At 73.6% G+C, this 22,965-nt stretch carries 25 protein-coding genes; 19 read left to right on the top strand and 6 right to left on the bottom strand.

What is annotated here, in order from left to right:
* Nucleotides 1-36: 36 nt before the first annotated feature.
* Nucleotides 37-1,587 (bottom strand): regulator, encoded by a 1,551-nt coding sequence (locus tag ABZ719_RS02105; RefSeq protein WP_366723334.1) that lies wholly within the window; start codon nucleotides 1,585-1,587, stop codon nucleotides 37-39.
* 244 nt (nucleotides 1,588-1,831) lie between these two features.
* Here ABZ719_RS02105 and lipB point away from each other — a divergent pair, with 244 nt between their 5' ends.
* The 4 genes from lipB (at nucleotide 1,832) to ABZ719_RS02085 (ending at nucleotide 5,017) form a co-directional block, all read left to right on the top strand.
* Entirely contained in the window at nucleotides 1,832-2,629 is a 798-nt protein-coding gene (lipB, locus tag ABZ719_RS02100) for a lipoyl(octanoyl) transferase LipB (protein WP_366723333.1), read from the top strand.
* Between the two features lie 154 nt (nucleotides 2,630-2,783).
* Complete coding sequence (gene lipA, locus ABZ719_RS02095) at nucleotides 2,784-3,770, top strand: lipoyl synthase (RefSeq protein ID WP_366723332.1); 987 nt, start codon at nucleotides 2,784-2,786, stop codon at nucleotides 3,768-3,770.
* A gap of 273 nt (nucleotides 3,771-4,043) precedes the next feature.
* On the top strand, nucleotides 4,044-4,244 hold the full coding sequence (locus ABZ719_RS02090; protein ID WP_366723331.1) for a hypothetical protein: 201 nt from the start codon (nucleotides 4,044-4,046) through the stop codon (nucleotides 4,242-4,244).
* A 71-nt stretch (nucleotides 4,245-4,315) separates the two neighbouring features.
* A complete protein-coding gene (locus ABZ719_RS02085; protein WP_366723330.1) occupies nucleotides 4,316-5,017 on the top strand; it encodes a DUF4191 domain-containing protein in 702 nt (233 codons plus the stop codon).
* Between the two features lie 96 nt (nucleotides 5,018-5,113).
* Here ABZ719_RS02085 and ABZ719_RS02080 read toward each other — a convergent pair whose 3' ends face one another.
* On the bottom strand, nucleotides 5,114-5,581 hold the full coding sequence (locus ABZ719_RS02080) for an RDD family protein (protein ID WP_037855815.1): 468 nt from the start codon (nucleotides 5,579-5,581) through the stop codon (nucleotides 5,114-5,116).
* A 206-nt stretch (nucleotides 5,582-5,787) separates the two neighbouring features.
* Here ABZ719_RS02080 and glnA point away from each other — a divergent pair, with 206 nt between their 5' ends.
* Entirely contained in the window at nucleotides 5,788-7,197 is a 1,410-nt protein-coding gene (gene glnA / locus ABZ719_RS02075; protein WP_037855814.1) for a type I glutamate--ammonia ligase, read from the top strand.
* Nucleotides 7,198-7,306: 109 nt separating this feature from the next.
* On the opposite strand, the gene ABZ719_RS02070 is transcribed toward glnA, so the two are convergent.
* Nucleotides 7,307-7,570, bottom strand: a complete 264-nt coding sequence (locus tag ABZ719_RS02070) for a hypothetical protein (protein WP_366723329.1) — start codon at nucleotides 7,568-7,570, stop codon at nucleotides 7,307-7,309.
* A 279-nt stretch (nucleotides 7,571-7,849) separates the two neighbouring features.
* On the opposite strand from ABZ719_RS02070, the gene ABZ719_RS02065 reads away from it, so the two are divergent.
* From ABZ719_RS02065 to ABZ719_RS02050, 4 genes are all read left to right on the top strand, one after another.
* Nucleotides 7,850-8,107, top strand: a complete 258-nt coding sequence (locus ABZ719_RS02065; RefSeq protein ID WP_366723328.1) for a hypothetical protein — start codon at nucleotides 7,850-7,852, stop codon at nucleotides 8,105-8,107.
* 115 nt (nucleotides 8,108-8,222) lie between these two features.
* Nucleotides 8,223-9,146 (top strand): zinc metalloprotease HtpX, encoded by a 924-nt coding sequence (gene htpX, locus ABZ719_RS02060; RefSeq protein WP_366723327.1) that lies wholly within the window; start codon nucleotides 8,223-8,225, stop codon nucleotides 9,144-9,146.
* Between the two features lie 2 nt (nucleotides 9,147-9,148).
* Nucleotides 9,149-9,733, top strand: coding sequence for a hypothetical protein (locus tag ABZ719_RS02055; RefSeq protein WP_366723326.1), 585 nt, complete (start codon nucleotides 9,149-9,151; stop codon nucleotides 9,731-9,733).
* Between the two features lie 124 nt (nucleotides 9,734-9,857).
* Nucleotides 9,858-11,042, top strand: a complete 1,185-nt coding sequence (locus ABZ719_RS02050) for a winged helix DNA-binding domain-containing protein (protein WP_366723325.1) — start codon at nucleotides 9,858-9,860, stop codon at nucleotides 11,040-11,042.
* Between the two features lie 253 nt (nucleotides 11,043-11,295).
* Here the strand turns inward: ABZ719_RS02050 and ABZ719_RS02045 are convergent, their stop codons facing one another.
* Both ABZ719_RS02045 and ABZ719_RS02040 read right to left on the bottom strand, forming a co-directional pair.
* On the bottom strand, nucleotides 11,296-11,616 hold the full coding sequence (locus ABZ719_RS02045; RefSeq protein ID WP_366723324.1) for a hypothetical protein: 321 nt from the start codon (nucleotides 11,614-11,616) through the stop codon (nucleotides 11,296-11,298).
* 203 nt (nucleotides 11,617-11,819) lie between these two features.
* Nucleotides 11,820-12,713: a polysaccharide deacetylase family protein gene (locus tag ABZ719_RS02040; protein WP_366723323.1), complete on the bottom strand. Its 894-nt coding sequence runs from the start codon at nucleotides 12,711-12,713 to the stop codon at nucleotides 11,820-11,822.
* 206 nt (nucleotides 12,714-12,919) lie between these two features.
* Between ABZ719_RS02040 and ABZ719_RS02035 the strand changes: the two genes are divergently transcribed.
* The 10 genes from ABZ719_RS02035 to ABZ719_RS01990 all read left to right on the top strand — a co-directional run bounded on the left by ABZ719_RS02035 (nucleotide 12,920) and on the right by ABZ719_RS01990 (nucleotide 22,337).
* Nucleotides 12,920-13,282, top strand: a complete 363-nt coding sequence (locus ABZ719_RS02035; RefSeq protein WP_366723322.1) for an arsenate reductase family protein — start codon at nucleotides 12,920-12,922, stop codon at nucleotides 13,280-13,282.
* Nucleotides 13,283-13,541: 259 nt separating this feature from the next.
* Complete coding sequence (gene glnII / locus ABZ719_RS02030; RefSeq protein ID WP_366723321.1) at nucleotides 13,542-14,579, top strand: glutamine synthetase; 1,038 nt, start codon at nucleotides 13,542-13,544, stop codon at nucleotides 14,577-14,579.
* Nucleotides 14,580-14,752: 173 nt separating this feature from the next.
* Complete coding sequence (locus tag ABZ719_RS02025) at nucleotides 14,753-14,875, top strand: hypothetical protein (protein ID WP_267883406.1); 123 nt, start codon at nucleotides 14,753-14,755, stop codon at nucleotides 14,873-14,875.
* 120 nt (nucleotides 14,876-14,995) lie between these two features.
* The gene (locus ABZ719_RS02020) at nucleotides 14,996-15,619 is read left to right on the top strand and encodes a winged helix-turn-helix domain-containing protein (RefSeq protein WP_366723320.1); all 624 of its coding nucleotides are present in this window, start codon (nucleotides 14,996-14,998) and stop codon (nucleotides 15,617-15,619) included.
* Nucleotides 15,620-15,747: 128 nt separating this feature from the next.
* Complete coding sequence (locus tag ABZ719_RS02015; RefSeq protein ID WP_366723319.1) at nucleotides 15,748-16,758, top strand: NAD-dependent epimerase/dehydratase family protein; 1,011 nt, start codon at nucleotides 15,748-15,750, stop codon at nucleotides 16,756-16,758.
* A 220-nt stretch (nucleotides 16,759-16,978) separates the two neighbouring features.
* A complete protein-coding gene (locus tag ABZ719_RS02010; protein WP_366723318.1) occupies nucleotides 16,979-18,265 on the top strand; it encodes a sensor domain-containing protein in 1,287 nt (428 codons plus the stop codon).
* Entirely contained in the window at nucleotides 18,250-18,903 is a 654-nt protein-coding gene (locus ABZ719_RS02005) for a response regulator transcription factor (protein ID WP_366723317.1), read from the top strand. Before ABZ719_RS02010 ends, ABZ719_RS02005 begins: the two co-directional genes overlap by 16 nt.
* 86 nt (nucleotides 18,904-18,989) lie before the next feature.
* Nucleotides 18,990-19,520 (top strand): tetratricopeptide repeat protein, encoded by a 531-nt coding sequence (locus ABZ719_RS02000; RefSeq protein WP_366723316.1) that lies wholly within the window; start codon nucleotides 18,990-18,992, stop codon nucleotides 19,518-19,520.
* 49 nt (nucleotides 19,521-19,569) lie between these two features.
* The gene (locus ABZ719_RS01995; protein WP_366723315.1) at nucleotides 19,570-21,492 is read left to right on the top strand and encodes a hypothetical protein; all 1,923 of its coding nucleotides are present in this window, start codon (nucleotides 19,570-19,572) and stop codon (nucleotides 21,490-21,492) included.
* 152 nt (nucleotides 21,493-21,644) lie between these two features.
* Complete coding sequence (locus ABZ719_RS01990; RefSeq protein ID WP_366723314.1) at nucleotides 21,645-22,337, top strand: TetR/AcrR family transcriptional regulator; 693 nt, start codon at nucleotides 21,645-21,647, stop codon at nucleotides 22,335-22,337.
* Between the two features lie 217 nt (nucleotides 22,338-22,554).
* On the opposite strand, the gene ABZ719_RS01985 is transcribed toward ABZ719_RS01990, so the two are convergent.
* Nucleotides 22,555-22,911 carry an isomerase gene (locus ABZ719_RS01985; RefSeq protein WP_366723313.1) on the bottom strand — a complete coding sequence of 119 codons (357 nt, stop codon included), beginning with the start codon at nucleotides 22,909-22,911 and terminating at the stop codon, nucleotides 22,555-22,557.
* Nucleotides 22,912-22,965 lie beyond the last annotated feature (54 nt).

The following is a 22,965-nucleotide window of genomic DNA, read 5'->3' as shown; positions in this document are numbered from 1 at the left end:
ACCGGGGGCGGGGCCCCGGCCCCGCCCCCCTCCCCGTCAGCCGAGGGCCGTGACCTTGTCGCGGTAGGCCCGGACCGGCGGCGCGTCCTTGTACGGCTCCAGACGGCGTTCGAAGTCGCGGACGTACTCGTCGGCCCGTACCGAACGCATCTCCGCAGCCTGGGCGGCCGCCTCCGCGCCCAGGCGGCAGGCCTGTTCCAGGTCGCCGAGGGCGAGGCGGGCCGTGGCGAGGACGACCCGGCAGAACAGGCGGCTGCGGGCGTAGGCCGGCGGGCGCAGTTGCAGCGCGCGCTCGGCGTGCTGCGCGGCGGCGCGGTGCTGCTGCAGGTCCCGGTGGCAGTGGGCGAGTTCGCCGGCGAGCTGGGCCTCGTCGAAGGAGCGCGCCCACGAGGGCACCTCGTCGCCGGGCCGGGCCGTCTCCAGGGCGCGCTCGGCGCGTGCGAGCGAGGCGGTGCAGGCCCGCACCTCGCCGAGCACCCCGTGCCCGCGCGCCTCCGCGGTGTGCAGCAGCGCCTGCACGGCGGGCGGCGCCGAGCTGCCGAGCCCCTGCTGGGCCACCCGCGCCAGCTGGACGGCCTCCCGCCCGTGCGCGAGGTAGACGGCCTGGCGGCTCATGGTGACCAGGACGTAGGCGCCGTAGGCCCGGTCCCCGGCGGCCTGGGCGAGCCGCAGGGCCTGGACGAAGTACCGCTGGGCGAGTCCGTGCGCGGCGATGTCGTACGACGTCCAGCCGACGAGCCGGGTGAGGTCGGCCGCCGCCGCGAACAGGCGGCGGCCCGTCTGCTCGCCGTAGCTGCCGCGCAGCATCGGCTCGCACTCGTGTTCCAGATAGCGCACGAGGGCCTGGCGGGCGTGTCCGCCGCCGTACATGTCGTCGATGCCGCGGAACAGCTCGCCGACCGAGCGCAGCGCGGCGATGTCCCCCGCGGTGACCCGCTGCACCGGCTCGCGCCCGCTCTGCGGGCGCTCGGCCCGGCCGCGCTGGCGGGGCACGCCGGACACGGGCCGGCCGGACGCGGGCTCACCGGGGGCGGGCCGGCCGGCGGCGGCGAGCGCGGGCGCGGGCGCGGCGAGCGGGGGTGCGGCGGCGGTCCGGCCCTGGGCGGGGACCCGGGCGGCGGCGGGCGGCGCGGCCCGGGCGACCCGGTCGTCGGCCCGGCCGATCAGCCAGTCACGGCTGGGCACCACCAGACCGGCCGGGGTGAAGGCGATCTTGCGCAGTTCGGCGTGGCTCCCGGAGTCCTTGCGCCACAGTCCGCTGACGATGTCGACGGCCTCCTCCGGGGCGGCGGCGAACTCCAGCCCGGCGTAGACCGGGGCACAGGCGTCGAGGCCGAGGTCCTGCGCGGTCAGGCGGCGGCCGAGGCGCCGGGTGAAGACCTCCGCGATGAGGGCGGGGGTGGTGCCCCTCGGCTGCTGGCCGCGCAGCCAGCGGGTGACCGACGTCTTGTCGTATCTCAGGTCCAGTCCGTGTTCGAGGCCGAGCTGGTCCACGCGACGGGCCAGACCTGCGTTGGAGAACCCCGCTTCTGCGATGAGCGCGGCGAGCTGGCGGTTGGGAGTGCGCTGCGCGGGTCGTTCCGTCATCTGCGGTGCGGTCTCCTGCCTTTCGGGCCTGCACGCGGCCGCGTGGTGCCCGGATTGCCTGTGAGCAGCCCTTATGGCCTCATGAACGGCGTGAATGTAGCGGAGAGTGAGCGGCCGACCGCAGAGTTCGGCACGCATTCATCCGATCGTGTGAGGATTGCCCGCGCGGCTGACGCGTGACGGCCGGACGTACAGTGGCGTGGGCACGTTACGTGCCTGACGACCTTCCAGGGAGGCGCTTGCCGTGAGTGAGTTGCGGTTCGTCCGCAGGGGATTCGGTGCCGAGGCCGTGGACTACCAGGAGGCCTGGGACGAGCAGCGCCGGGTGCATGCCGCCCGGTTCGCGGACGAGGTGCCCGACACCGTGCTGCTGCTCGAACACCCTCCGGTCTACACGGCCGGCCGGCGCACGGAGGACAGCGAGCGCCCGCTCGACGGCACGCCCGTCATCGACGTGGACCGCGGCGGCAAGATCACCTGGCACGGCCCCGGCCAGCTGGTCGGCTACCCGATCCAGAAGCTGCCCCGGCCGGTGGACGTGGTCGCGCACGTACGCCGTCTCGAGGAGGCGCTGATCCGCACCTGTGCCGACTTCGGGCTGGAGACCACCCGGGTCGAGGGCCGCAGCGGCGTGTGGGTGCTCGGCGACCCGGTCGAGCAGCGGCCCGCGCTCGGCGGGCTGTCCCTGGACTTCGACCCGCGCCTGACCGACGACGAGTTCGACCCGCGTCTGAACGGTCCGGAGTACGCCCCCTCCAACGCGGGTCAGCGCCGCGAGGACCGCAAGATCGCCCAGATCGGCATCCGCGTGGCCAAGGGCGTCACCATGCACGGCTTCTCGTTCAACGTGAACCCCGACATGAAGTGGTTCGACCGCATCATCCCGTGCGGGATCCGCGACGCCGGCGTCGCCTCGCTCGCGGGCGAGCTGGGCCGTGAGGTCACCCTCGAGGAGGTGCTGCCGGTGGTCGAGCGCCACCTGCGGGACGTCCTGGAGAACGCCGACCTCAAGCCGCGCGTGATCGAGAAGGCGACCGCCTGACGGGAGCCCGCCGGACGGCGTGGGCCGCCAGGGCCGGCACGGGCCGGCGGCGGGAATGATCTCCCGGGGTACGGGGTTGCCCTCACCGACTGGGCGCAACAATCACGGGCGTACCCTGGTGTACGCCGAAGAATCGAAGCTACAGGGAGCCGACGTGTCCGCAGTCGCACCCGACGGACGCAAGATGCTGCGCCTGGAGGTCCGCAACAGCCAGACCCCCATCGAGCGCAAGCCCGAGTGGATCAAGACCCGGGCGAAAATGGGTCCCGAGTACACGAAGATGCAGAACCTCGTGAAGAGCGAGGGCCTGCACACGGTCTGCCAGGAAGCCGGCTGCCCGAACATCTACGAGTGCTGGGAGGACCGCGAGGCGACCTTCCTCATCGGCGGCGACCAGTGCACCCGGCGCTGCGACTTCTGCCAGATCGACACCGGCAAGCCCGAGGCCCTCGACCGCGACGAGCCGCGCCGGGTGGGCGAGTCCGTGGTCACCATGGACCTGAACTACGCCACCATCACCGGCGTCGCCCGCGACGACCTGGAGGACGGCGGAGCCTGGCTGTACGCCGAGACCGTGCGCCAGATCCACGCGCAGACGGCGGGACGCGAGGGCGGCCGTACGAAGGTCGAACTGCTGGCCCCCGACTTCAACGCGGTCCCCGAGCAGCTGGCCGAGGTCTTCTCCTCCCGCCCGGAGGTCTTCGCGCACAACGTCGAGACGGTCCCGCGGATCTTCAAGCGGATCCGCCCCGGCTTCCGCTACGAGCGCTCCCTGAAGGTGATCACCGAGGCCCGTGACGTCGGCCTGGTCACCAAGTCGAACCTCATCCTCGGCATGGGCGAGACCCGCGAGGAGGTCAGCGAGGCGCTGAAGCAGCTGCACGAGGCGGGCTGCGAGCTGATCACCATCACGCAGTACCTGCGCCCGAGCGTGCGCCACCACCCGGTGGAGCGCTGGGTCAAGCCGCAGGAGTTCGTCGAGCTGAAGGAGGAGGCCGAGCAGATCGGTTTCTCGGGCGTGATGTCCGGACCGCTGGTACGGTCCTCCTACCGTGCCGGGCGGCTGTACGGGATGGCGATCGAACAGCGTGCCGCCGCTCCGCGGCCGGCTGACGCCGCCGTCGCCGCGCAGGCCGTCTGACCGCCTGACCTCCCGTCACAGGCCGTGCCCTGCCCGGCCGCCGGGACTGTGTGAATTCCCGCACAAGAACCTACTACCGAGTAGTGGCCGGTACGACGCGGTTCCGGCCGTCGCCGCAGATGAGGGCGCCGGCGGGGACCGCGTCGCCCGTTCGGCCCCGGCGCCCGGCCTTCATCCCTGTTTGACCGGTCGGTCACGCCCTGGTAACACCAGTCAGTGACCCTGGACTCACACCACGCGCACCCGGAGCCGTTACGAGGGGGGACCTCCACCATGCAGGCCGCGCCCGTTCGCGCCACAGCCATCCCGTCCTTCACGGACGCACTTCGTGCGGTCGAGTCGCTGCTCATGAGCGGCGGCCAGCGCACCGCCCGGCGCAACGCCTGGACCTCCGTCCTGGAGGACCGCCGCCGCGCCAAGGACCGCGTCGAGGCCGAACGCGCCCTCGACCGGTTCACCGCCGTGGCTCCCTAGTGCTGTGACCGCTCGCTCCCCCGCCGAGACTGCGTCGTCGGTCACTCCCGGGGCCACGTAGACTTCGTGGCATGGCGAGGAAGGAAACCGCAGCCGAGGCTGCCAACCCGGGGCGACTGAAGCAGATCGCTCTGACGTACAAGATGACCCGCAAGGCCGACCCGAAGATCGGTCTTGTACTCGCGGCCGTCGGCATCGTCGTCTTCGGTGTCCTTCTCGGGATCGGCTTCTTGATCGGCCACCCCGTCTACCTGGGCATCCTGGGCTTCCTGCTCGCGTTCCTCGCGATGGCGATCGTCTTCGGACGGCGGGCCGAGCGCGCCGCCTTCGGACAGATGGAGGGCCAGCCCGGCGCCGCGGCCGCGGTGCTGGACAACGTCGGCCGCGGCTGGACCACCACCCCGGCCGTCGCCATGAACCGCAGCCAGGACGTGGTGCACCGCGCGGTCGGCAAGGCCGGCATCGTCCTGGTCGCCGAGGGCAACCCCAACCGGGTGAAGTCGCTGCTCGCCGCCGAGAAGAAGAAGATGAACCGCATCGTCGCGGACGTGCCCGTCCACGACGTGATCGTCGGTACCGGCGAGGGCCAGGTCGAGCTGAAGAAGCTGCGCACGACCATGCTGAAGTTCCCCCGCGTGCTGTCCGGCCCGCAGGTCACCGCCACCAACGACCGGCTGCGCGCCCTGGGCGACCTGATGAGCAACATGCCCCTGCCGAAGGGCCCGATGCCCAAGGGCATGCGGATGCCGCGGGGCGGCCCGAAGGCCCGCTGACCTTCCGCCCGCCGGCCCGAGACGTCGTACGACGAGGGGGCGCCCGGATCACTCCGGGCGCCCCCTCGTCGTACGTACGGCGTCTTCGCGTGGACGCTACATCCGCACCTCGACCGTCCCCGCCAGCCGGTCGTGCAGGCCGCGGCCGTCACGGTCCCAGATGAGGGCGGGGATCGCCACGCACAGCAGGACGGTGCGCAGCAGGGCGCGCAGCGGCTGTACGCCCCCGGTGCGCAGGGCGACCACGCGCAGGCCGAGCAGGCGTTTGCCGGGGGTGCAGCCGACGGTGCCGACGGTGAGGACGCCGAGCACGAAGAAGATGAGCAGCGCCCAGTTGCCGGTGGCCTGCCGGTAGCCGTGGGTGATCAGGCCGTATGCGATCAGCATGCACAGGGCCCAGTCGACGGCGATGGCGCCGAGCCGCCTGCCCGGGCGGGCGATCGAGCCGGGTCCTTCCTCGGGCAGCCCCAGCCGCTCGCCCCGGTAACCGAGGTCGGCACCCGCGTCTTCCATGGCGGCGCGCGGCCCCGAGAGCCACGATCCCACTGCTTGCCTGTTGTCCACCCGTCCACGGTACTGCGAGGCTGGAAGGAGGAAGGCGGCCGGGGTGTCCGCGACGTGACCCCGCCCGGGCCGGTTAACTTCTGCGAAACAAATGGGTCACGCCCGGGAAATCACCCGTCCCTAGGGTCGAGGCACCGTGTGCCACCGCACTGGCCGCACGAACGATCTACCACCCCGGCGGGACGGTCGGGAGTAGGAGGAGCTGGATGTTCCAGAACGCCGACGAGGCCAAGAAGTTCATCGCGGACGAGGACGTCAAGTTCGTCGACGTCCGCTTCTGCGACCTGCCGGGCGTCATGCAGCACTTCACGTTGCCCGCCGAGGCGTTCGACCCCGACGACGAGCAGGCCTTCGACGGATCCTCGATCCGTGGTTTCCAGGCCATTCACGAGTCGGACATGGCCCTGCGCCCCGACCTGTCCACCGCGCGCGTGGACCCGTTCCGCCGGGACAAGACGCTCAACATCAACTTCTTCATCCACGACCCGATCACGGGCGAGCAGTACTCCCGTGACCCGCGCAACGTGGCGAAGAAGGCCGAGGCGTACCTGGCCTCCACCGGGATCGCCGACACCGCGTTCTTCGGCCCCGAGGCCGAGTTCTACGTCTTCGACTCCGTCCGCTTCCGGACCGCGGAGAACGAGTCCTTCTACCACATCGACTCCGAGGCGGGTGCCTGGAACACCGGTGCGCTGGAGGACAACCGCGGCTACAAGGTCCGCTACAAGGGCGGATACTTCCCGGTCCCGCCGGTCGACCACTTCGCCGACCTGCGTGCCGAGATCTCCCTGGAGCTGGAGCGGTCCGGCCTGAAGGTCGAGCGCCAGCACCACGAGGTGGGCACCGCCGGCCAGGCCGAGATCAACTACAAGTTCAACACGCTGCTGGCCGCCGCGGACGACCTCCAGCTCTTCAAGTACATCGTGAAGAACGTGGCCTGGAAGAACGGCAAGACGGCGACCTTCATGCCGAAGCCGATCTTCGGTGACAACGGCTCGGGCATGCACGTGCACCAGTCGCTGTGGAGCAACGGCGACCCGCTGTTCTACGACGAGGCCGGCTACGCGGGCCTGTCGGACACCGCCCGCTACTACATCGGCGGCATCCTCAAGCACGCCCCGTCGCTGCTGGCCTTCACCAACCCGACGGTGAACTCGTACCACCGTCTGGTGCCGGGCTTCGAGGCCCCGGTGAACCTGGTGTACTCGCAGCGCAACCGCTCCGCCGCGATGCGTATCCCGATCACGGGTTCGAACCCGAAGGCCAAGCGCGTGGAGTTCCGCGCCCCGGACGCCTCCGGCAACCCGTACCTGGCCTTCTCGGCCCTGCTGATGGCGGGCCTGGACGGCATCAAGAACAAGATCGAGCCGGCCGAGCCGATCGACAAGGACCTCTACGAGCTGGCTCCCGAGGAGCACGCGAACGTCGCGCAGGTCCCGACCTCCCTCGGCGCCGTCCTGGACCGCCTGGAGCGCGACCACGAGTTCCTCCTCCAGGGCGACGTGTTCACGCCCGACCTGATCGAGACGTGGATCGACTACAAGCGCGCCAACGAGATCGCCCCGCTCCAGCTGCGTCCGCACCCGCACGAGTTCGAGCTGTACTTCGACGTGTGACGGACCCCGCCCGGCGCCCCGGTGCCGGTGCCGCCGTGGAACCGCCCCCCGTGCGTCTCACGCACGGGGGGCGGTTCTCGCTGGTGGTGCCGGCCGGGGGCGGCCGGCGTCACAGCACGATCACGACGACGGAACTCTGGTTGTAGCCGAAGCCGTAGCCGTAGCCGTACCCGGGGCCGTAGAGGGCGCCGCGGTCGCCGCGGTGGCCGTAGCAGTTGCTGCTCCACCAGCCGCAGCCGTGGTTGGTCGTGACGGAGGTGGTCTGCGGCGTGGCCGCCGAGGCGGTGCCCGCCGCGCCGATCGCCGCGCCGCCCGCCAGCAGGACGCCGGCGGCGGAGAGTGCGAACAGACGCCTCGCGCGTGGTGCTTTCATGGAATACCTTCCTTCCACCCACTGGTGCAGCTTCTCGGGGAACGTGACGGAAGGCCGCGGCCGCAGCGCGATCACACTCAACGAGGCTAGCTTCCCCCGGACGACTCAGCATCTTGAGCCGAACGAGGGACCGCGGGCCCGCCCCGGTCCGCGTCGCGGCACGTCACGGGCCTCTCCCGGCGTCGTGCAACCTTCCGGCGCCCCCCGTGTCTCCTACTGACGGAAGCCGTCGCCCGGACGGCGGCCGGGGAGCACCGAGAGGCAGGAGCAGTGACGGGGATGTCCGGACACGACGAATTCGAGCGTGAGTTCGATCACCGGTGGGCGAGCGCCGCCGAGCACAAGGAGCCCTCCGCGCGGGCCCGGATGCTCGCCGCCCGCTGGAAGGACAATCCGCCCGGGCCGGTCCCCTTCCGCGGCGACCCCGGTCCCGCGACCCCCCGCCGCTCCTCGTGGACGTCCACGGCCGTGGTCCTCGGCTGCGTCGCCGCCCTGATCCTCCTCATCGGCTACGCCCGGATCCGCGCGCTGCACTGAAGCCGCGAGCAGCCGGTCCCGCGCGCTGCACTGAGCCCCGAGCAGCCGGTCCCGCGCGCGCTCCCAGGTGCACACTGGATGGCGGGACGAGTGCCTGACTGCGGGGTGATGCAAGATGCAGAGCCGCTTCGGGAGCGACCGGCGGCTGACCGTGCGCATGGGTCTCACGCTGTTCCTGCTCGGGTTGCTGTACGTGGCGTTCGTGGCCGCGTTGATCGTGTTGCTGAAGTCGTGGGTGCTGGTCGTGGTGATCGCGGCCGGTGTGCTCATCGCCCAGTACTGGTTCTCCGACCGGATCGCGCTGTTCGCGATGCACGGCCGGGTGGTGGAGCGCGAGGAGTTCCCCGAGCTGCACGCCGTGGTCGACCGGCTGTGCGCCATCGCGGACATGCCCAAGCCGGTGGTCGCCGTGTCCAACATGGACATGCCCAACGCGTTCGCGACCGGCCGCAACCCGGACAACGCGGTGGTGTGCGTGACCACGGGCCTGCTGCGGCGCCTGGAGCCCGCCGAACTGGAGGGCGTCCTCGCCCACGAGCTGTCGCACGTGGCCCACAAGGACGTCGCCGTGATCACGGTCGCGTCCTTCCTCGGCGTGCTCGCGGGGCTGGTGGTCCGGTTCGCCTTCTACTCGGAGATCTTCGGCGGGCGGGGCCGCAAGGACCAGAACACCCTGGCCCTGTTCGCCATGGTGATGGGCGTGTCGGCGGCCGTGTACGCGATCAGTTTCCTGCTGATCCGGGCGCTGTCGCGCTACCGCGAGCTGGCCGCGGACCGGGCCGCGGCGCTGCTGACCGGACGGCCCTCCGCGCTGGCCTCCGCGCTCACCAAGGTCACGGGCACCATCGCCCGGATCCCCTCGGAGGACCTGCGCACCGCCCAGGCCTTCAACGCGTTCTACTTCACGCCCGCGCTGGGCTCCGACCCCGGCCTCGCCCGGCTCTTCTCCACCCACCCGACCCTGGAGCAGCGCCTCGAACAGCTGGGGCGGATCTCCGCCGAGCTGGGCGAGGCCGCGACGCCGGGGAAGGCGGGCTGAGCATGGGCTTCTGGGACACCCTGCTCGGCCGCACCAGGCCCGCCCTCCCCGACCTCGACCAGCTCTTCGCGCTGCCGTCCGCGGCGGTGACGCTCCAGGCGGCGGCCGGGTTCACCCCGACCGGGCGGGGCGCGGTGTGCTTCGCCACCGTGGAGGGCGCGGCCTTCGAACAGACGCACCGCGAGGTCCGGGCCCTGCTGGACGCGGACACCGACCGCTCCGGCCCGCCGGTGGAGCTGACCCGGGACTCCTACGGCTACTCCTGGCTGGTCTCCCGCCGCACCCCGGACCAGTTGCCCGACCTGGTCAACGACCTGCACGCGGTGAACAGCGCCATGGAGGCCGACGGCTTCGGCCCCCAGCTCCTGTGCTCCCTGGCGGGCTTCGACGACGGCGCCGGCCGCCGCCTGGCGCTGGTGTACCTGTACAAGCGGGGCACCTTCTATCCGTTCGCCCCGCTGCCCGGCCAGGACCGGCGCCGCGACAACGCCCTGGAGCTCCGGGTCAAGGCGGCCCTCGCCGGTGACCTGCGTGTCGAGCAGGACCTGAACCGCTGGTTCCCCGTGTGGGGGGCGCCGGGACTGTGACCGCGGGGCCGGTCAGCGGGGCCGGTTCAGAGGGACCGGTTGTCAGGGGGGCCGGTTGCAGGGGGACCGGTTGTCAGTGGGGTCGGCGAAGATGACCGTGGAGGACGAGCGCGGTGGAGGGGCGATGGGGAACCGGCACATCGATGTGACCGAGCGGCGGGCCCGGCTGGGGCTGCGGCACCGGCTGGCCGGCGGGGCGCGGGCAACGCGGGCCGAGGAGGTGGCGGACTCCCTGGTGGCGCTGCACGGCTCGGACCCGGCGACGGTGCACCTGGGGGTGGCCGCGCGGCTGGCGGACCCGGCGGAGGCGGTCGCGGTGACCGAACGCGCGCTCTACGAGGACCGCACCCTGGTGCGCATGCACGGCATGCGGCACACGGTGTTCGTCTTCCCCGCGGAGCTGACCGCCGTGGTGCACGCCTCCACCGGCATCGCGATCGCCGCCCGGGCCCGGGCCGCGCTGCTCAAGGACATGGCGAAGGCGGGGGCGCCGGACGCGGCCTGGCTCCAGGACGTGGAGAAGTCCACGCTGGCGGCGCTGGCCCGGCGCGGCCAGGCCACGGCCGCCGAACTGACCCGGGACGAGCCGCGCCTGCGCGAACAGTTCGCCCACTCCGCCGGGAAGAGCTACGAGGGCGTGCACACGGTCTCCTCCCGGCTGCTGCGGGTGCTGGGCGTGGAGGGGAAGGTGGTACGGGGCCGGCCGGTCGGTTCCTGGATCTCCTCGCAGTTCCGGTGGGCCGTCGCGCCGCCGCACCCCGAGCTGGACGTCGCGGACGCCCAGCGGGAGCTGCTGCGCCGCTGGCTCGCCGCGTGCGGCCCGGCGACGGAGGCCGACCTGAAGTGGTGGACCGGGTGGCGGGTGACCGAGGTGCGCCGGGCGCTGACCGCGATGGGCGCCGGGGAGGTCTCCCTGGACGAGGGCACGGGGTACGTGGTCGACGGTGACACGGACCCGGTGGCCGTACCGCCGGAGCCCTGGGCGGCGCTGCTGCCCGCCCTGGATCCGACGGCGATGGGCTGGCAGGGACGCGACTGGTATCTCGCGCCCGAGCTGCGGCCCGCCCTGTTCGACAGGAGCGGCAACATCGGCCCGACGGTGTGGTGGAACGGCCGGGTGATCGGCGCCTGGGCGCAGCGCCCGGACGGGGAGATCGTCTGGCGGATCCTGGACCGGGACGGTGTGGGCCGGGAGGCGGAGACGGCCGTCGCCGAGCGGGCGGCGGCCCTGAGCGCCCTGCTGGGCCCGACGCGGGTGACACCGCGCTTCCGCACACCCCTGGAGAAGGAGCTGGCGGGGGCGGTCTGAGGGGGCGGACCGGGGGCACGTGGACTCGGCTCCCGGCTCACTGGGGCCGGCCGGCGGGTCGGGGCGCACAGGCACCGACGCGCGGACACGCTGCCGCCGGCGGGCGGGGCGGACGTGCGGACACCTGCGGTGCGGGCGCGCCCGTACCGCAGGCGGGAGCACTGCCCCGACCCGGTCATCTGCGGGCGCCGGCCGCGGCGGGGCGCCGAGCCACGGCCGGGCGCCCCGTTCGCGCGGGGCACCCGGTGGTGGGTCAGCGGGCGTAGCGCATCAGGGCGCGGACCATGTGGCAGGTGGTGTCCGACGGCGGATGCACGCCGATGAGTTCGGCGGTGCTCCGTATCGTCTCGTCGCGGGCCTGGCCCGGCTGGTGGACACCGGAGTCGAGCAGGGCGATGGCGAGCCGCATCGCCTTCAGGCGCCGGTTGTGCGTGATGTACCACTCGCGCGGCCGCCCGGGCGGCAACGGGCGCTTGTGCACGGGTGCGTAGGGCTGGTCGAGCAGGACGGGACGCTTCGCGGTGGACTGGGTCGGCAACGGCTTCGGCTTCGGCTTCAGTGCGGCAGCGGGCACAGGCATCCTCCTGTCGCGAGCGGGCGCCGACCGGGGTCCGAACCCCCGGTGACTCCCTCGAACACTGCCTCCATTCTACTGCCGGGCACTGACAACGGGAGGGCGTCAGCAATGTCCAAATCCCCAGGTGAACAAGGGAATTGGTGGCCTGTCAGCACTGGTTCGCACGGGGCTGTCGAGGCGGAAGAAAATCGAACAGCATGTCACCGGGCGGGCGGCTGGACGTAATCCTCCAGCCGGGCCACGGCGAACCCCTGCTCCTGGATGCGCCTGAGCAGGTTGGCGAACATCTTCGTCATGCTGGTGCCCTTGAGTTCGCTCGGCCCGCGGAAGTGGGCCAGGATGATGTCGCCGGGGCGCAGTTTCTTGTCCGCGGTCTGGTACTGCATGTTGCGGATCTGCATGGACTCCCGCCACCACACGATCGCCCGGGGCCCGCAGGCGTTCACCGCGGCCTTGGTGTCGGCGTTGTACGCGCCGTAGGGCGGCCGGAACAGCAGCGGCGCGGTGCCGTACTTCCGGGTGAGGATCTCCTGGTCGCCGCAGATCTCCTGCTTCTGGCGGGAGAGCGGGAGGGTGTTCATGACGGGGTGGTGCAGGGTGTGGTTCTGGATGTGGTTGCCCATCTCCTGCAGCGGCTTGAAGTACGCGTAGTCGGACTTCACCGCGTCGTTCATCAGGAACATCGTGACCGGTATCTTCAGGTCCCGCATCATGCGGATGAACGCGGGGTCCTTCTCCTGCCCGTCGTCGAGGGTGACGAAGACGATCTTCTGCTCGGTCGGTATGTGGGTGAGGACCGGGACGGTTCCGTGCGCGGAGAGTTTGACGGGCTTGTCGGCCGGCGGCCGCGGGGCGGCGGGCAGGGGCTCGAGCCCCCACTTGTGCCAGGCGGCGGGGGAGACGCCGGCCGCGTCACGGCCGGAGCCCGTCGGGGGCGCGGGGCGCCGCGCCGAGGTGGTGGACCCGGCGCCGTCGCCGGGCCGTGCGCCCGTGTCCCCGCCGCCGCCCGTGCCGCAGCCGCCGGCCGCCAGCGCCAGGGCGGCCGTGCCCGCCAGCGCTCCGTAGAACCTGCTCGTCCTGGTGTGCCGCTTCACCGCGCCGTTCTCCCTCTGAAGTGCGTAAGGATGTGCCGTACTGGCACCCCTGAAGACGTGTCGCACGCGCGTTCGGTGCCGTCCCGGCCGGTGTGACCGGCGCGCATCCCGGCCCGGGTGACCGGTGCGCCGGTGACCGGTGCGCGTCCGCAGGGGCGCGCGCGGGCGCGTCCCGCCAGGCGGGGTGCGACGGCTACCGTGGCCGTATGGAGATCTGGATCAACCCGGCCTGCTCGAAGTGCCGCAGCGCGATCGGCCTGCTCGACGCCGAGGGCGCCGAGTACACCGTGCGCCGCTACCTGGAGGACGTACCGACCGAGGACGAGATCCGGGCGGTGCTCGACCGGCTCGGTCTCGAACCGTGGGACATCACCCGCACCCAGGAGGCCGAGGCGAAGGAGCTGGGCCTGCGGGAGTGGCCGCGGGACGCCGCGGCGCGCGACCGCTGGATCGGCGCGCTGGCCGCGCATCCGAAGCTGATCCAGCGCCCGATCATCACGGCCGACGACGGCACGGCGCTGGTGGCCCGGACGGAGGAGGCCGTCCGGGACGCGCTCGGTCGCGGCTGAGCCGCCCCTCCCCGCCACGGGAAGCGGGCAGCGGGCAGCGGGGCACGGGAGCGTGCGGCGGGCAGCGGGGGCCGGGCGCGGCGGGGGCCGGGCGCCCGCCGGTCACACCGGTAACGCGGGGTTCACACTCGGGCAACGGCCGGGAAACCGGCCGTTGCCAGGCTGCGGTCATCCACCGCGGCGCGCGAGTGCCGCAGCGCCGCCGGCCGTACCACCGCGCCCGCGAGTGCGCCCGTGACACCCCGAAGGATGAGGGCCCGTGAGCTTCAAGGCCGAGTACATCTGGATCGACGGCACCGAGCCGACGGCCAAGCTGCGTTCCAAGACGAAGATCCTCGGCGACGACGCCAAGGGCGCCGCGCTGCCCCTGTGGGGCTTCGACGGTTCCTCCACCAACCAGGCCGAGGGGCACTCCTCCGACTGCGTGCTCAAGCCGGTCTTCTCCTGCCCGGACCCGATCCGCGGCGGCGACGACGTCCTCGTCCTGTGCGAGGTCCTCGACATCGACCTCACCCCGCACGCGTCCAACACCCGGGCCGCGCTCGCCGAAACGGCCGAGCGGTTCGCCGCGCAGGAGCCCGTCTTCGGCATCGAGCAGGAGTACACCTTCTTCAGCGGCGCCCGCCCGCTCGGCTTCCCGGAGAACGGCTTCCCGGCCCCGCAGGGCGGCTACTACTGCGGTGTCGGCGCCGACGAGATCTTCGGCCGCGAGATCGTCGAGGCCCACCTGGACAACTGCCTGAAGGCGGGCCTGGGCATCTCCGGCATCAACGCCGAGGTCATGCCGGGCCAGTGGGAGTTCCAGGTCGGCCCGCTCGCCCCGCTCCAGGCCGCCGACCAGCTGTGGGTGGCGCGCTGGCTGCTCTACCGCACGGCCGAGGACTTCGGTGTCTCCGCCACCCTCGACCCCAAGCCGGTCAAGGGCGACTGGAACGGCGCCGGCGCGCACACCAACTTCTCCACCAGGGCCATGCGCGAGGGCCCGGGAGGGTACGACGCGATCATCACCGCGTGCGAGGCGCTCGGCGAGGGTTCCAAGCCGCTGGACCACGTCAAGAACTACGGCGCCGGCATCGACGACCGCCTCACCGGCCTGCACGAGACCGCCCCTTGGGACAAGTACTCCTACGGCGTCTCGGACCGCGGCGCCTCGGTCCGCATCCCCTGGCAGGTCGAGAAGGACGGCAAGGGCTACATCGAGGACCGCCGCCCCAACGCCAACGTCGACCCGTACGTCGTGACGCGGCTGCTCGTCGACACCTGCTGCACGGCGCTCGAGAAGGCCGGCCAGGTCTGAGAGCCGCGGACGGAAACGGGCCCCGCTTCCGTCCGCGGCTCCGAGCCGCGTCCGGCCCGCACGTTCCCGCGAGGGCGCCCACCACCGGGTGGGCGCCCTCGCGGCCGTCCGGGAACCGTCCACGCTGTGAGAGGAGGGTCCTGTCCGGGCGCGGTGTCTGCTTCAATGGACCCATGGCCAGCTTCCAGAAGCACACCGCGACGGGTCGCCATGACCTCGAGCCCTTCTGGCCTTCCCGTCAGCACCACGACTTCGACCGGGTGTGTTGCCGCGCGACGAACGCGCGGGCCCTCTGAAGCCGTACACCCCGGCCTCCGGCCAGCGCGGAACGACGTACGTCCCCCGGCGCGCCCGACCACGAACTCGCGGCCGCCGCCTCGTCCGACGAACTCCTCGCGCGAAAGAGCTGACCTCTCATGGCGACCTCTCGTTCCCTGACCACCGCAGCCCTCCCCGCCGCCCCGGCCTCCCCCTCCCCCGCTCCCCCCGCAGCCCGGCACCGGCTGCGCGCCGTGGACCGGGACGAGGTCGTGGAGGTGGCGGACCTCCTGCCGCCGGGCACCACCTGGCTGCCGGCCCCGCCGCACGCGCTGCCCGCCCTGCCCGGCCGTCCGCCGATGGTCGGCTACCTGGTGCTCGTCCCGGCCGACCAGCAGCCGCCGTTCGCCCCGGTGGCCGTGCCGGACCAGCCGCAGGCCCTGCCGGCCCCCGGCCCCGTACCGGACGCGGCGGACACCGACGCCGGCGCCCCCCTCGTCCGGGTCGACCCGGTACGGCGCGTCGCCCGCGTCGACGGACGCGAACTCGACCTGACCTACCTGGAGTTCGAGCTGCTGGCCCACCTCGTGGCGCACCCGCACCGCGTGCACACCCGCGACCAGCTCGTCACCACGGTCTGGGGCTACGGCCACGTGGGCGACGGCCGCACCGTGGACGTCCACGTGGCCCGGCTGCGCCGCAAGCTCGGCGCCGAACACCGGGGCGCCATCCGGACGGTGCGCCGGGTCGGCTACAAGTACGTCCCGCCGACCGGCCGTTGACCTGACCGGGCTCTCGAACCGACCGGTTGTCGAACCCGGCCGGCCTGCGGCCCGGTGTGCCGGGCCGCCGCTCTGCCGACAGCAGAGGCCTGTTCCCTCCCGGGGCCCGGCCGGGCACAGTCACCGGTATGAGACTTCTGGTACTGGGTGGTTCGGATTTCGCGGGGCGCGCCGTCGTCGAGGCGGCGGTCGGGCGCGGCTGGGAGGTGACGGTCCTGAACCGGGGACGGCTGCCGGACCCCGTCCCCGGGGTGCGGGCGCTGCGCGGCGACCGCACCGCGCCCGACGGGCTGGCCGCCCTCGCCGCCGACGACGGCGAGTGGGACGCGGTCGTCGACACCTGGTCGGCCGCGCCCCGCCCGGTCCAGGACGCGGCGCGGCTGCTGCGGGGGCGCGCCGGGCGGTACGTGTACGTGTCGACGTGCTCGGTGTACGCCTGGGCGCCGCCCGCCGGGTACACCGAGGACGCGCCCCTGGTGGAGGGCGCCGCCGCGGACGCGGACGCGACCGACTACGCCCGGGACAAGCTGGGCGGCGAACTGGCGGCGGCCGGCGCGTTCGGGGACGACCGCGCGGTGCTGGTGCGCTCGGGACTGATCCTCGGGCCGTACGAGAACATGCGCCGGCTGCCCTGGTGGCTCGGCCGGATCGCCCGGGGCGGTCCCGTCCTGGCGCCCGGCCCGCGCGACCTGCCGTTGCAGTACGTCGATGTGCGCGACCTCGCCGGGTGGATCCTGGGGGCGGTGGAGCAGGAGCTGAGCGGGCCGTACAACCTGATGAGCCCGCAGGGGCACGCCACCATGGGCTCGCTGCTGGAGGCCTGCGCGGAGGTGACGGGCGCCCGCGCGGAGCTGCGCTGGACGGATCCCGGCACCGTCCTCAGCGCGGGCATCGAGCCGTGGACGCAGCTCCCGGTGTGGGTGCCCCCGGGCAGCGACATGCACGACGCCCTGCACGCCGCCGACGTCTCCCGCGCCGTCGCGACGGGGCTGCGCTGCCGTCCGGTCGCCGAGACGGTCGCCGACACCTGGGAGTGGCTGCGCTCCCTCGGCGGCACCGCCCCGCGGCGCCCGGACCTCCCCCCGGTCGGCCTGGACCCGGCGGTGGAGGCGAAGGTCCTGGGCCTGGAGCAGCCGTAGCACGGCGGCAGGCCGCGCCGGTACCGCGCCCGCCCCGGCAGCGGGGGCGGGTTCCGCCGGTACCACCCGCCCCGGCAGCGGGACAGGTGCCGCCGGTACCGCCCGCCGGGCAGCGGGCCTCTGCCGTCCGCGGGGTGCCGGGGGGTGGTGCCGGCGACACTCCCGGTGCGGGGGGGCCGGCCCCGTGACGGGGACCCGGCGAGCGGGCCAGACTGACGGCATGGAGACGAAGAGCGGGAACAGCGGGGGCGGCCGGGGCACGGCCGGGCGGGCGCGGGCGGTCGTCATGGCGGGGCTGCGGGGACTCGTCCTCGCCGTCGCCTCGCTCGCCGGATCGCTCACGCTGTTCGTGTCGGCGGTCCTGTCGATCGCCCTGGTCCCGCTCGGCATAGGCATCCTCACCACACCGCCGGTGCTCGACGCCGTGCGGAGGTTCGCCGACCGGCGGCGGGTGCGGGCCGCCGAGTGGGCCGGCGTACGGATCCCGCGCGCCTACCGCCCGCTGCCCGAGGGCGCCGGCCCGTGGCGGCGCACCACCGCCATGCTCGGCGACCCGGCGACCTGGCGGGACCTGCGCTGGCTGCCGGCCGACATGACGGCCGGGTTCGTGACCGCGCTGCTGCCCGCCGTCCTGGTGCTCTACCCGCTGGAGGGGTTCGTGCTGGCGGCGGGGCTGTGGCGGGCGGTCACCGACGGAACCCACGTCGGGTACTGGTACGCGTTCGTGCCGGTCTCGGGGCAGGCCACCGCCCTCGGCGCGGCCGCCCTCGGACTCGCCCTCCTGGTGGCCGCCTGGTACCTCGCCCCGCTCCTGCTCCAGGGGCACTTCCGGCTCACCCGGGCCGTGCTCGGCGGGGGCGGTGAGCTGGCCGAGCGGGTGCGGGTGCTCACCGAGACCCGCCGCGACGCCGTCGACACCTCCGCCGCCGAACTGCGGCGCATCGAACGCGACCTGCACGACGGCGCGCAGGCCCGGCTGATCGCGATGGGCATGGACCTGGGCACCGTGGAGACGCTCGTCGACCGCGATCCGCGCCGGGCCAAGGAACTGCTGGCGCAGGCCCGCAAGAACTCCGCCGACGCCCTGGCCGAACTGCGGGACCTGGTGCGCGGCATCCACCCGCCGGTGCTCGCCGAGCGCGGTCTGGGCGACGCGGTCCGTGCGCTGGCGCTGCGGATGCCCGTCGGCACGGAGGTGACGGTCGACCTGGCGGGCCGGGCCGACGCCCCGGTGGAGTCGGCGGCGTACTTCGCCGTCAGCGAGGTGCTCACCAACGCCGTCAAGCACGCCGGCGCGCAGCGCGTGTGGATCGACCTGCACCACGGCGACGGCATGCTGCGCCTCACGGTCACCGACGACGGCAAGGGGGGCGCGGTCGTCGGGGCCGGTTCGGGTCTGGCCGGCGTCGAGCGGCGGCTGGGTACATTCGACGGCGTCCTGGCCGTCAGCAGTCCCGCGGGCGGCCCCACCATGGTCACCATGGAGATCCCGTGCGCGTTGTCCTAGCCGAAGACCTGTTCCTGCTGCGTGACGGGCTGGTCAGGCTTCTCGAGGCCCATGACTTCGAGATCGCGGCGGCCGTCGGGTCCGGCCCCGAGCTGGCCCGCGCGCTGAGCGAACTGGAGCCGGACGTCGCGGTGGTCGACGTACGCCTGCCGCCCACGCACACCGACGAGGGGCTGCAGTGCGCGCTCGCGGCCCGGCGGGAGCGGCCCGGCCTGCCGGTGCTGGTCCTCTCCCAGCACGTGGAACAGCTGTACGCGCGCGAGCTGCTGGCCGACGGCGCCGGCGCGGTGGGTTACCTGCTCAAGGACCGGGTGTTCGACGCGGCGCAGTTCGTGGACGCGGTGCACCGGGTCGCCACGGGCGGTACGGCCATGGACCCGCAGGTCATCCAGCAGTTGCTGGCCCGGCGCGCGGGCCCGGACCGGCGGCTGTCCCGGCTGACGCCGCGTGAGCTGGAAGTGCTGGAGCTGATGGCGCAGGGACGTTCGAACACGGCGATCGCCGCCCAGCTCGTCGTCACCGAACGGGCCATCGCCAAGCACACCTCGAACATCTTCGCCAAGCTCGGCCTGGAGGTCTCCGACGACGACAACCGGCGCGTGCTGGCCGTCCTCGCCCACCTCGACCGCGACCGCTGACACCGCCCCGGTCCGCCGACGGCACACGGCGGTTCACGGGCCCGGGGGCCGCGCCACCGCTCGAATCCCCGGCCCGCCAGGCACACATGTGCGAAAGTGGGCCGGTGAACCAGGACTGGGAAGACCGCGTGGCCGCCGTCTGGGACCGCATCGACCACCTCCCCGAGAGCGGCGCCCCCGCCTTCCGCGCGCAGATCGACGCGCTCGTCGCGGAACTGCCGGGCGACAGCCCGGTCGGGCCGTTCGAACAGGCCAGTGCCTGGGACTCCACCGGCCACCCCGACCGGGCCGTGCCGCTGTACCGGGAGGCCCTGGCGCGCGGGCTGGACGGCTACCGGGGCCGCCGCGCGAAGATCCAGCTGGCCAGCTCACTGCGGAACCTGGGACAGCCGGCGGAGGGCGTCAAGCTGCTCACTCCCGAACTGGACGCGCCCGGCGACGAGTTGGACGACGCGGTGCGGGCGTGTCTCGCGCTGTGCCTGTCGGATCTGGGCCGCGACCGCGAAGGCCTGTCCCTCGTGCTGGGCGCCCTCGCGCCCCACCTGCCCCGCTACCAGCGGTCCATGGCCAACTACGCCCGCCTCCTGGTGGATCCGGACGACGGGCACCACGCCTGACCCCACCGGGCGGCGGTGACCAACCGCCGGTTCGCTCGTTCTGCTGAACGTGCAGTCACAGGATGTCGCCCCGCACCGCCCCTCGTCCGCCTCCCGCCCCGCCGTCGGCGTCGAACAGGCCGAAGCCGCCCTCGTCGAGCACTACCCCCGGCTGGTCCGGCTCGCCTACCTGGTGCTGCCGTCGGGCCGGGGACGCGGCCGGCGCGTCCTGCTCGCACACTCCCTCGTGCAGCGCGCACTGCCCCGGGGCCGCTCCCGCGCGTCCGCGATCCCGGCGCAGTCCACCGGCCCCGCCGGCGACCCCGGCTACACCTACCTGCGCCTCCAGGTGCTCCGTACGGCCCTGGAGGCGGGCCGGGCGGCCGGGCGCGGCCGGTGGCCCCGGCGCCGCCCGCTGCCGCCGCTGCTGCCGCAGGTGTGGGGCCTGCGCCTCTTCCCGCGCTCGGGCGGCGCCGACGAACTCCTGCTCGACCAGCAGTTGTCGTCCCTGACCGGCCCGGCCCGCGCGGCCTACGTCCTGCGCGGCCTGGAGCGGCTGCCGGACACCGCCGTGCGCGAGGTGCTGTCGGCCGCGGGCGTGGCCGATCCCGGGGCCGCGCTGCGCCAGGCGGACCAGGTGCCCGCCCACCACGCGCTGCTGGAGTCCCCCGAGTTCGACCCGTGCTCGCTGCAGGCGCGGCCCACCGACCTGGTGCGGCGCAGGCAGCACACCAGGGCCGCGCTCGCCGCCGCCGCGGCGCTCGCCGTGTGCGGCGCGCTCCTCGCGCTGCCGGGCGGCGGCTGGGGCCCGGACGGCGCCGCCGCCCCCGCCTACGCGCGGAACCCGTCCGCCGAGGCGGCCCTGGACCCGGGCCGGCTGACCAGGGTGGCACCGCAGGCCTGGCGGACCTCCAGCCGGCTGGACTTCTCGGTGTGGCCGGCGCGCGGGAACCTGACCGGTGACACGGCCCTGCTGCGCCGGGCGCTGGCCGTCTGGGCCCGCCCCGGCGGCTCCGTCCGGGTCTCGGCCACGCCCGGCACCGCGTCCGGCGCCCCGGCCGGACCGCCGCAGCTCCTGTACGCCGGGGACGTCGACGCCGCGCACGTGGTGATCCTCTACGACGGCCTGCGCGTCGTCCGCTACGCCGAGCCCGAGGGCTCCACGGCCGGGGCGGCCCTCGACTTCGCCCGCGCCGACGGGGCGAGCGGCGCGGAGGCGTCCGCGGTGGTGCTGGCCCGCTCCGACGGCAACGTCCGCTACCTGACGGCGCCCTGGGTCCGCAAGGCGGCCCAGCGCGATCTGCTGAAGCCCGCCTCGGCCGCCCTGGACCTGGGCCTGTCGGCGGACGGGGTGACCGGGCCGCTGGCCGACGCGGCGCAGCAGACCGGGGCCTGCACGTCGTGGCGGGTGCTCCAGCTGACCGGCGACGGCGGTGCGCAGGTGCTGAGCGACCTGGGCGAGCTGGTGCCCGCCCGGCTCACCACGGGCAGGCCGACCGCCCCGCACGGGGCCGCGGGCACGGCGGCCCTGCGCACCTGGGCACCGTTCGCCTGTTCCCTGGGCGCGGTGCGCGGGCAGGGCGTGCGGTCGGTCAACGCCTGGCGGTTCGCCGAGCAGCCGCTGCCCGGGGCGAACGGCACGGCCGCCTGGGTGTGCACCCGGGCCGAGACCTGGCGGGGCGCCGAGACGCGGGTGCTCGCCCAGGTCCGCGTCCCCGGCGCGGCGTACGGGGCGGTGACCGCCAAGGCCGAGGACGTACCGGCGTGCGGCGCCCGTGACCCGCACGTCCTGGCCGGGGTGCTGTGGAAGTCGCGGGCCGGCACCTGGTACCTGCTCGCGGCCGGCGGCAAGGACACGGCCTCGGTCACCGCGACCGGCGGGGTCGAGGCGACCGCCCGGGGCAACCTGCTCACCGCCCGGGCCCGGCAGGGCGCACGGGCGCAGCTGAAGGGCACGCTGGAGGACGGCGGCCCGCTGGAGGCACTGCACTAGGCCCTGTCGTCACCTTCCCGTCGTCGCCCGGAGGCAGGCGGGAATGTGACGGCAGGGCCTGGGCCCTGGCGGCGCGGACCCCGGACCGCCGGGACGAACACCTGGTCCGGTCCTGATCGTTCGCGGCCGGACCCGATCGGTAGGGTGGGTTCATGACTACCGGGGTGCGCCGCAGGATGGGAGTCGAGGAGCGACGGCAGCAGTTGATCGGCGTCGCCCTCGAACTGTTCGGCCGGCGCTCCCCCGAGGACGTCTCCATCGACGAGATAGCGTCCGCGGCGGGCATATCGCGCCCGCTGGTCTACCACTACTTCCCCGGCAAGAGCAGCCTGTACGAGGCCGCGTTGCAGCGCGCCGCCGACGATCTGGCCGGCCGGTTCACGGAACCGCGCGAGGGGCCGCTGGGCGCGCGGCTGCTGCGCGTGATGCGCCGCTTCTTCGACTTCGTGGACGAGCACGGGCCCGGCTTCTCGGCCCTGCTGCGCGGCGGTCCGGCGGCCGGTTCGAGCACGGCCGACGCCCTCGTCGACGCCGTGCGGCAGGCCGCCTACGACCAGATCCTCGCCCACCTCGACGTCCGGGTGCCGCCCGCGCGGCTGGAGCTGGTGGTGCGTTCCTGGATCTCGCTGGCGGAGTCGACGGCGCTGATCTGGCTGGACGGGCGCCGCATCCCGCGCGCGGAGCTGGAGGTCCAGCTGGTGCACGACTTCGCCGCGCTCATGGCCGTCGCCGCCGCCCACGACGGGGAGCTGGCCGCGCTGCTGCGCGGCGTCTTCACGGCGGAGCCGGCCGACGGCCCCTTCGGGGACCTGCTCGGCCGGCTCCTGGAACTGGCTGCGCCCTAAGAGCGGCGAACAAAAGGGGAGTCCGATCAGCTCGCGGCGTCCGGTGCGTGCGATCGCAAGGCGCCGGAAGGTCCTTGTAGCGGAGCTACCAGGGCCTTTCGGCAACGCCGCGAGCGTGCGTGCCGGACGTCGCGAGCCGGGCGCCCCTTTTGTTCGCAGCTCTAAGAGCTGCGGCCGGAAAGGTTCACCGGCTCGGCAACCCTTCCCGGCCACAGCCCTAGCTGTCGAACTTGCGGTACGAGGCCTCCAGGTCGCGGATCTCGGCCGAGGCGTGCAGGGCCAGGTCCCCGGCCGGTTTCACGTGGGCGCGCACCGCGTCGAGCACCGCCTCGGCCAGGCGCGCCTTGGTCTCCTCCGTGCGCCCGGCCAGCAGCCCGACGCTCACGTGCACGATCGCGTGTCCCTCGGTGTCCGGGCCGACGGTGGTGTCCTCGGTGCGCCGGAACTGCGTCTTGCAGGCCTGGGGCCTGGCGTCCGCGATCTCGACGGTGCGTGCGTGCACGTCCCGCGCGAAGGCACGCCGGTCGAAGGCCTCCGCCAACTGCTCGGAGTAGTCGACGGTGATCTGCGGCATGAGCACTCCTGTTCTGCTTCTACGGTGACGGGGTCACCCTAGGGCCTCGCGTCC

The sequence above is a fragment of the Streptomyces sp. NPDC006743 genome (assembly GCF_040703815.1).
Lineage (GTDB): Bacteria > Actinomycetota > Actinomycetes > Streptomycetales > Streptomycetaceae > Streptomyces.
This window is presented reverse-complemented; position numbering and strand designations above follow the sequence as displayed.

Excerpts from the sequence above, each read along its gene's own strand:
- ABZ719_RS02105 (WP_366723334.1), bottom strand. The coding sequence starts at position 1,587 with ATGACGGAACGACCCGCGCAGCGCACTCCCAACCGCCAGCTCGCCGCG.
- ABZ719_RS02090 (WP_366723331.1), top strand. The coding sequence starts at position 4,044 with ATGCAGGCCGCGCCCGTTCGCGCCACAGCCATCCCGTCCTTCACGGAC.
- ABZ719_RS02085 (WP_366723330.1), top strand. The coding sequence starts at position 4,316 with ATGGCGAGGAAGGAAACCGCAGCCGAGGCTGCCAACCCGGGGCGACTG.
- glnA (WP_037855814.1), top strand. The coding sequence starts at position 5,788 with ATGTTCCAGAACGCCGACGAGGCCAAGAAGTTCATCGCGGACGAGGAC.
- ABZ719_RS02070 (WP_366723329.1), bottom strand. The coding sequence starts at position 7,570 with ATGAAAGCACCACGCGCGAGGCGTCTGTTCGCACTCTCCGCCGCCGGC.
- ABZ719_RS02065 (WP_366723328.1), top strand. The coding sequence starts at position 7,850 with ATGTCCGGACACGACGAATTCGAGCGTGAGTTCGATCACCGGTGGGCG.
- htpX (WP_366723327.1), top strand. The coding sequence starts at position 8,223 with ATGCAGAGCCGCTTCGGGAGCGACCGGCGGCTGACCGTGCGCATGGGT.
- ABZ719_RS02055 (WP_366723326.1), top strand. The coding sequence starts at position 9,149 with ATGGGCTTCTGGGACACCCTGCTCGGCCGCACCAGGCCCGCCCTCCCC.
- ABZ719_RS02050 (WP_366723325.1), top strand. The coding sequence starts at position 9,858 with ATGGGGAACCGGCACATCGATGTGACCGAGCGGCGGGCCCGGCTGGGG.
- ABZ719_RS02035 (WP_366723322.1), top strand. The coding sequence starts at position 12,920 with ATGGAGATCTGGATCAACCCGGCCTGCTCGAAGTGCCGCAGCGCGATC.
- ABZ719_RS02025 (WP_267883406.1), top strand. The coding sequence starts at position 14,753 with ATGGCCAGCTTCCAGAAGCACACCGCGACGGGTCGCCATGACCTCGAG.
- ABZ719_RS02020 (WP_366723320.1), top strand. The coding sequence starts at position 14,996 with ATGGCGACCTCTCGTTCCCTGACCACCGCAGCCCTCCCCGCCGCCCCG.
- ABZ719_RS02015 (WP_366723319.1), top strand. The coding sequence starts at position 15,748 with ATGAGACTTCTGGTACTGGGTGGTTCGGATTTCGCGGGGCGCGCCGTC.
- ABZ719_RS02010 (WP_366723318.1), top strand. The coding sequence starts at position 16,979 with ATGGAGACGAAGAGCGGGAACAGCGGGGGCGGCCGGGGCACGGCCGGG.
- ABZ719_RS02000 (WP_366723316.1), top strand. The coding sequence starts at position 18,990 with ATGTGCGAAAGTGGGCCGGTGAACCAGGACTGGGAAGACCGCGTGGCC.
- ABZ719_RS01990 (WP_366723314.1), top strand. The coding sequence starts at position 21,645 with ATGACTACCGGGGTGCGCCGCAGGATGGGAGTCGAGGAGCGACGGCAG.
- ABZ719_RS01985 (WP_366723313.1), bottom strand. The coding sequence starts at position 22,911 with ATGCCGCAGATCACCGTCGACTACTCCGAGCAGTTGGCGGAGGCCTTC.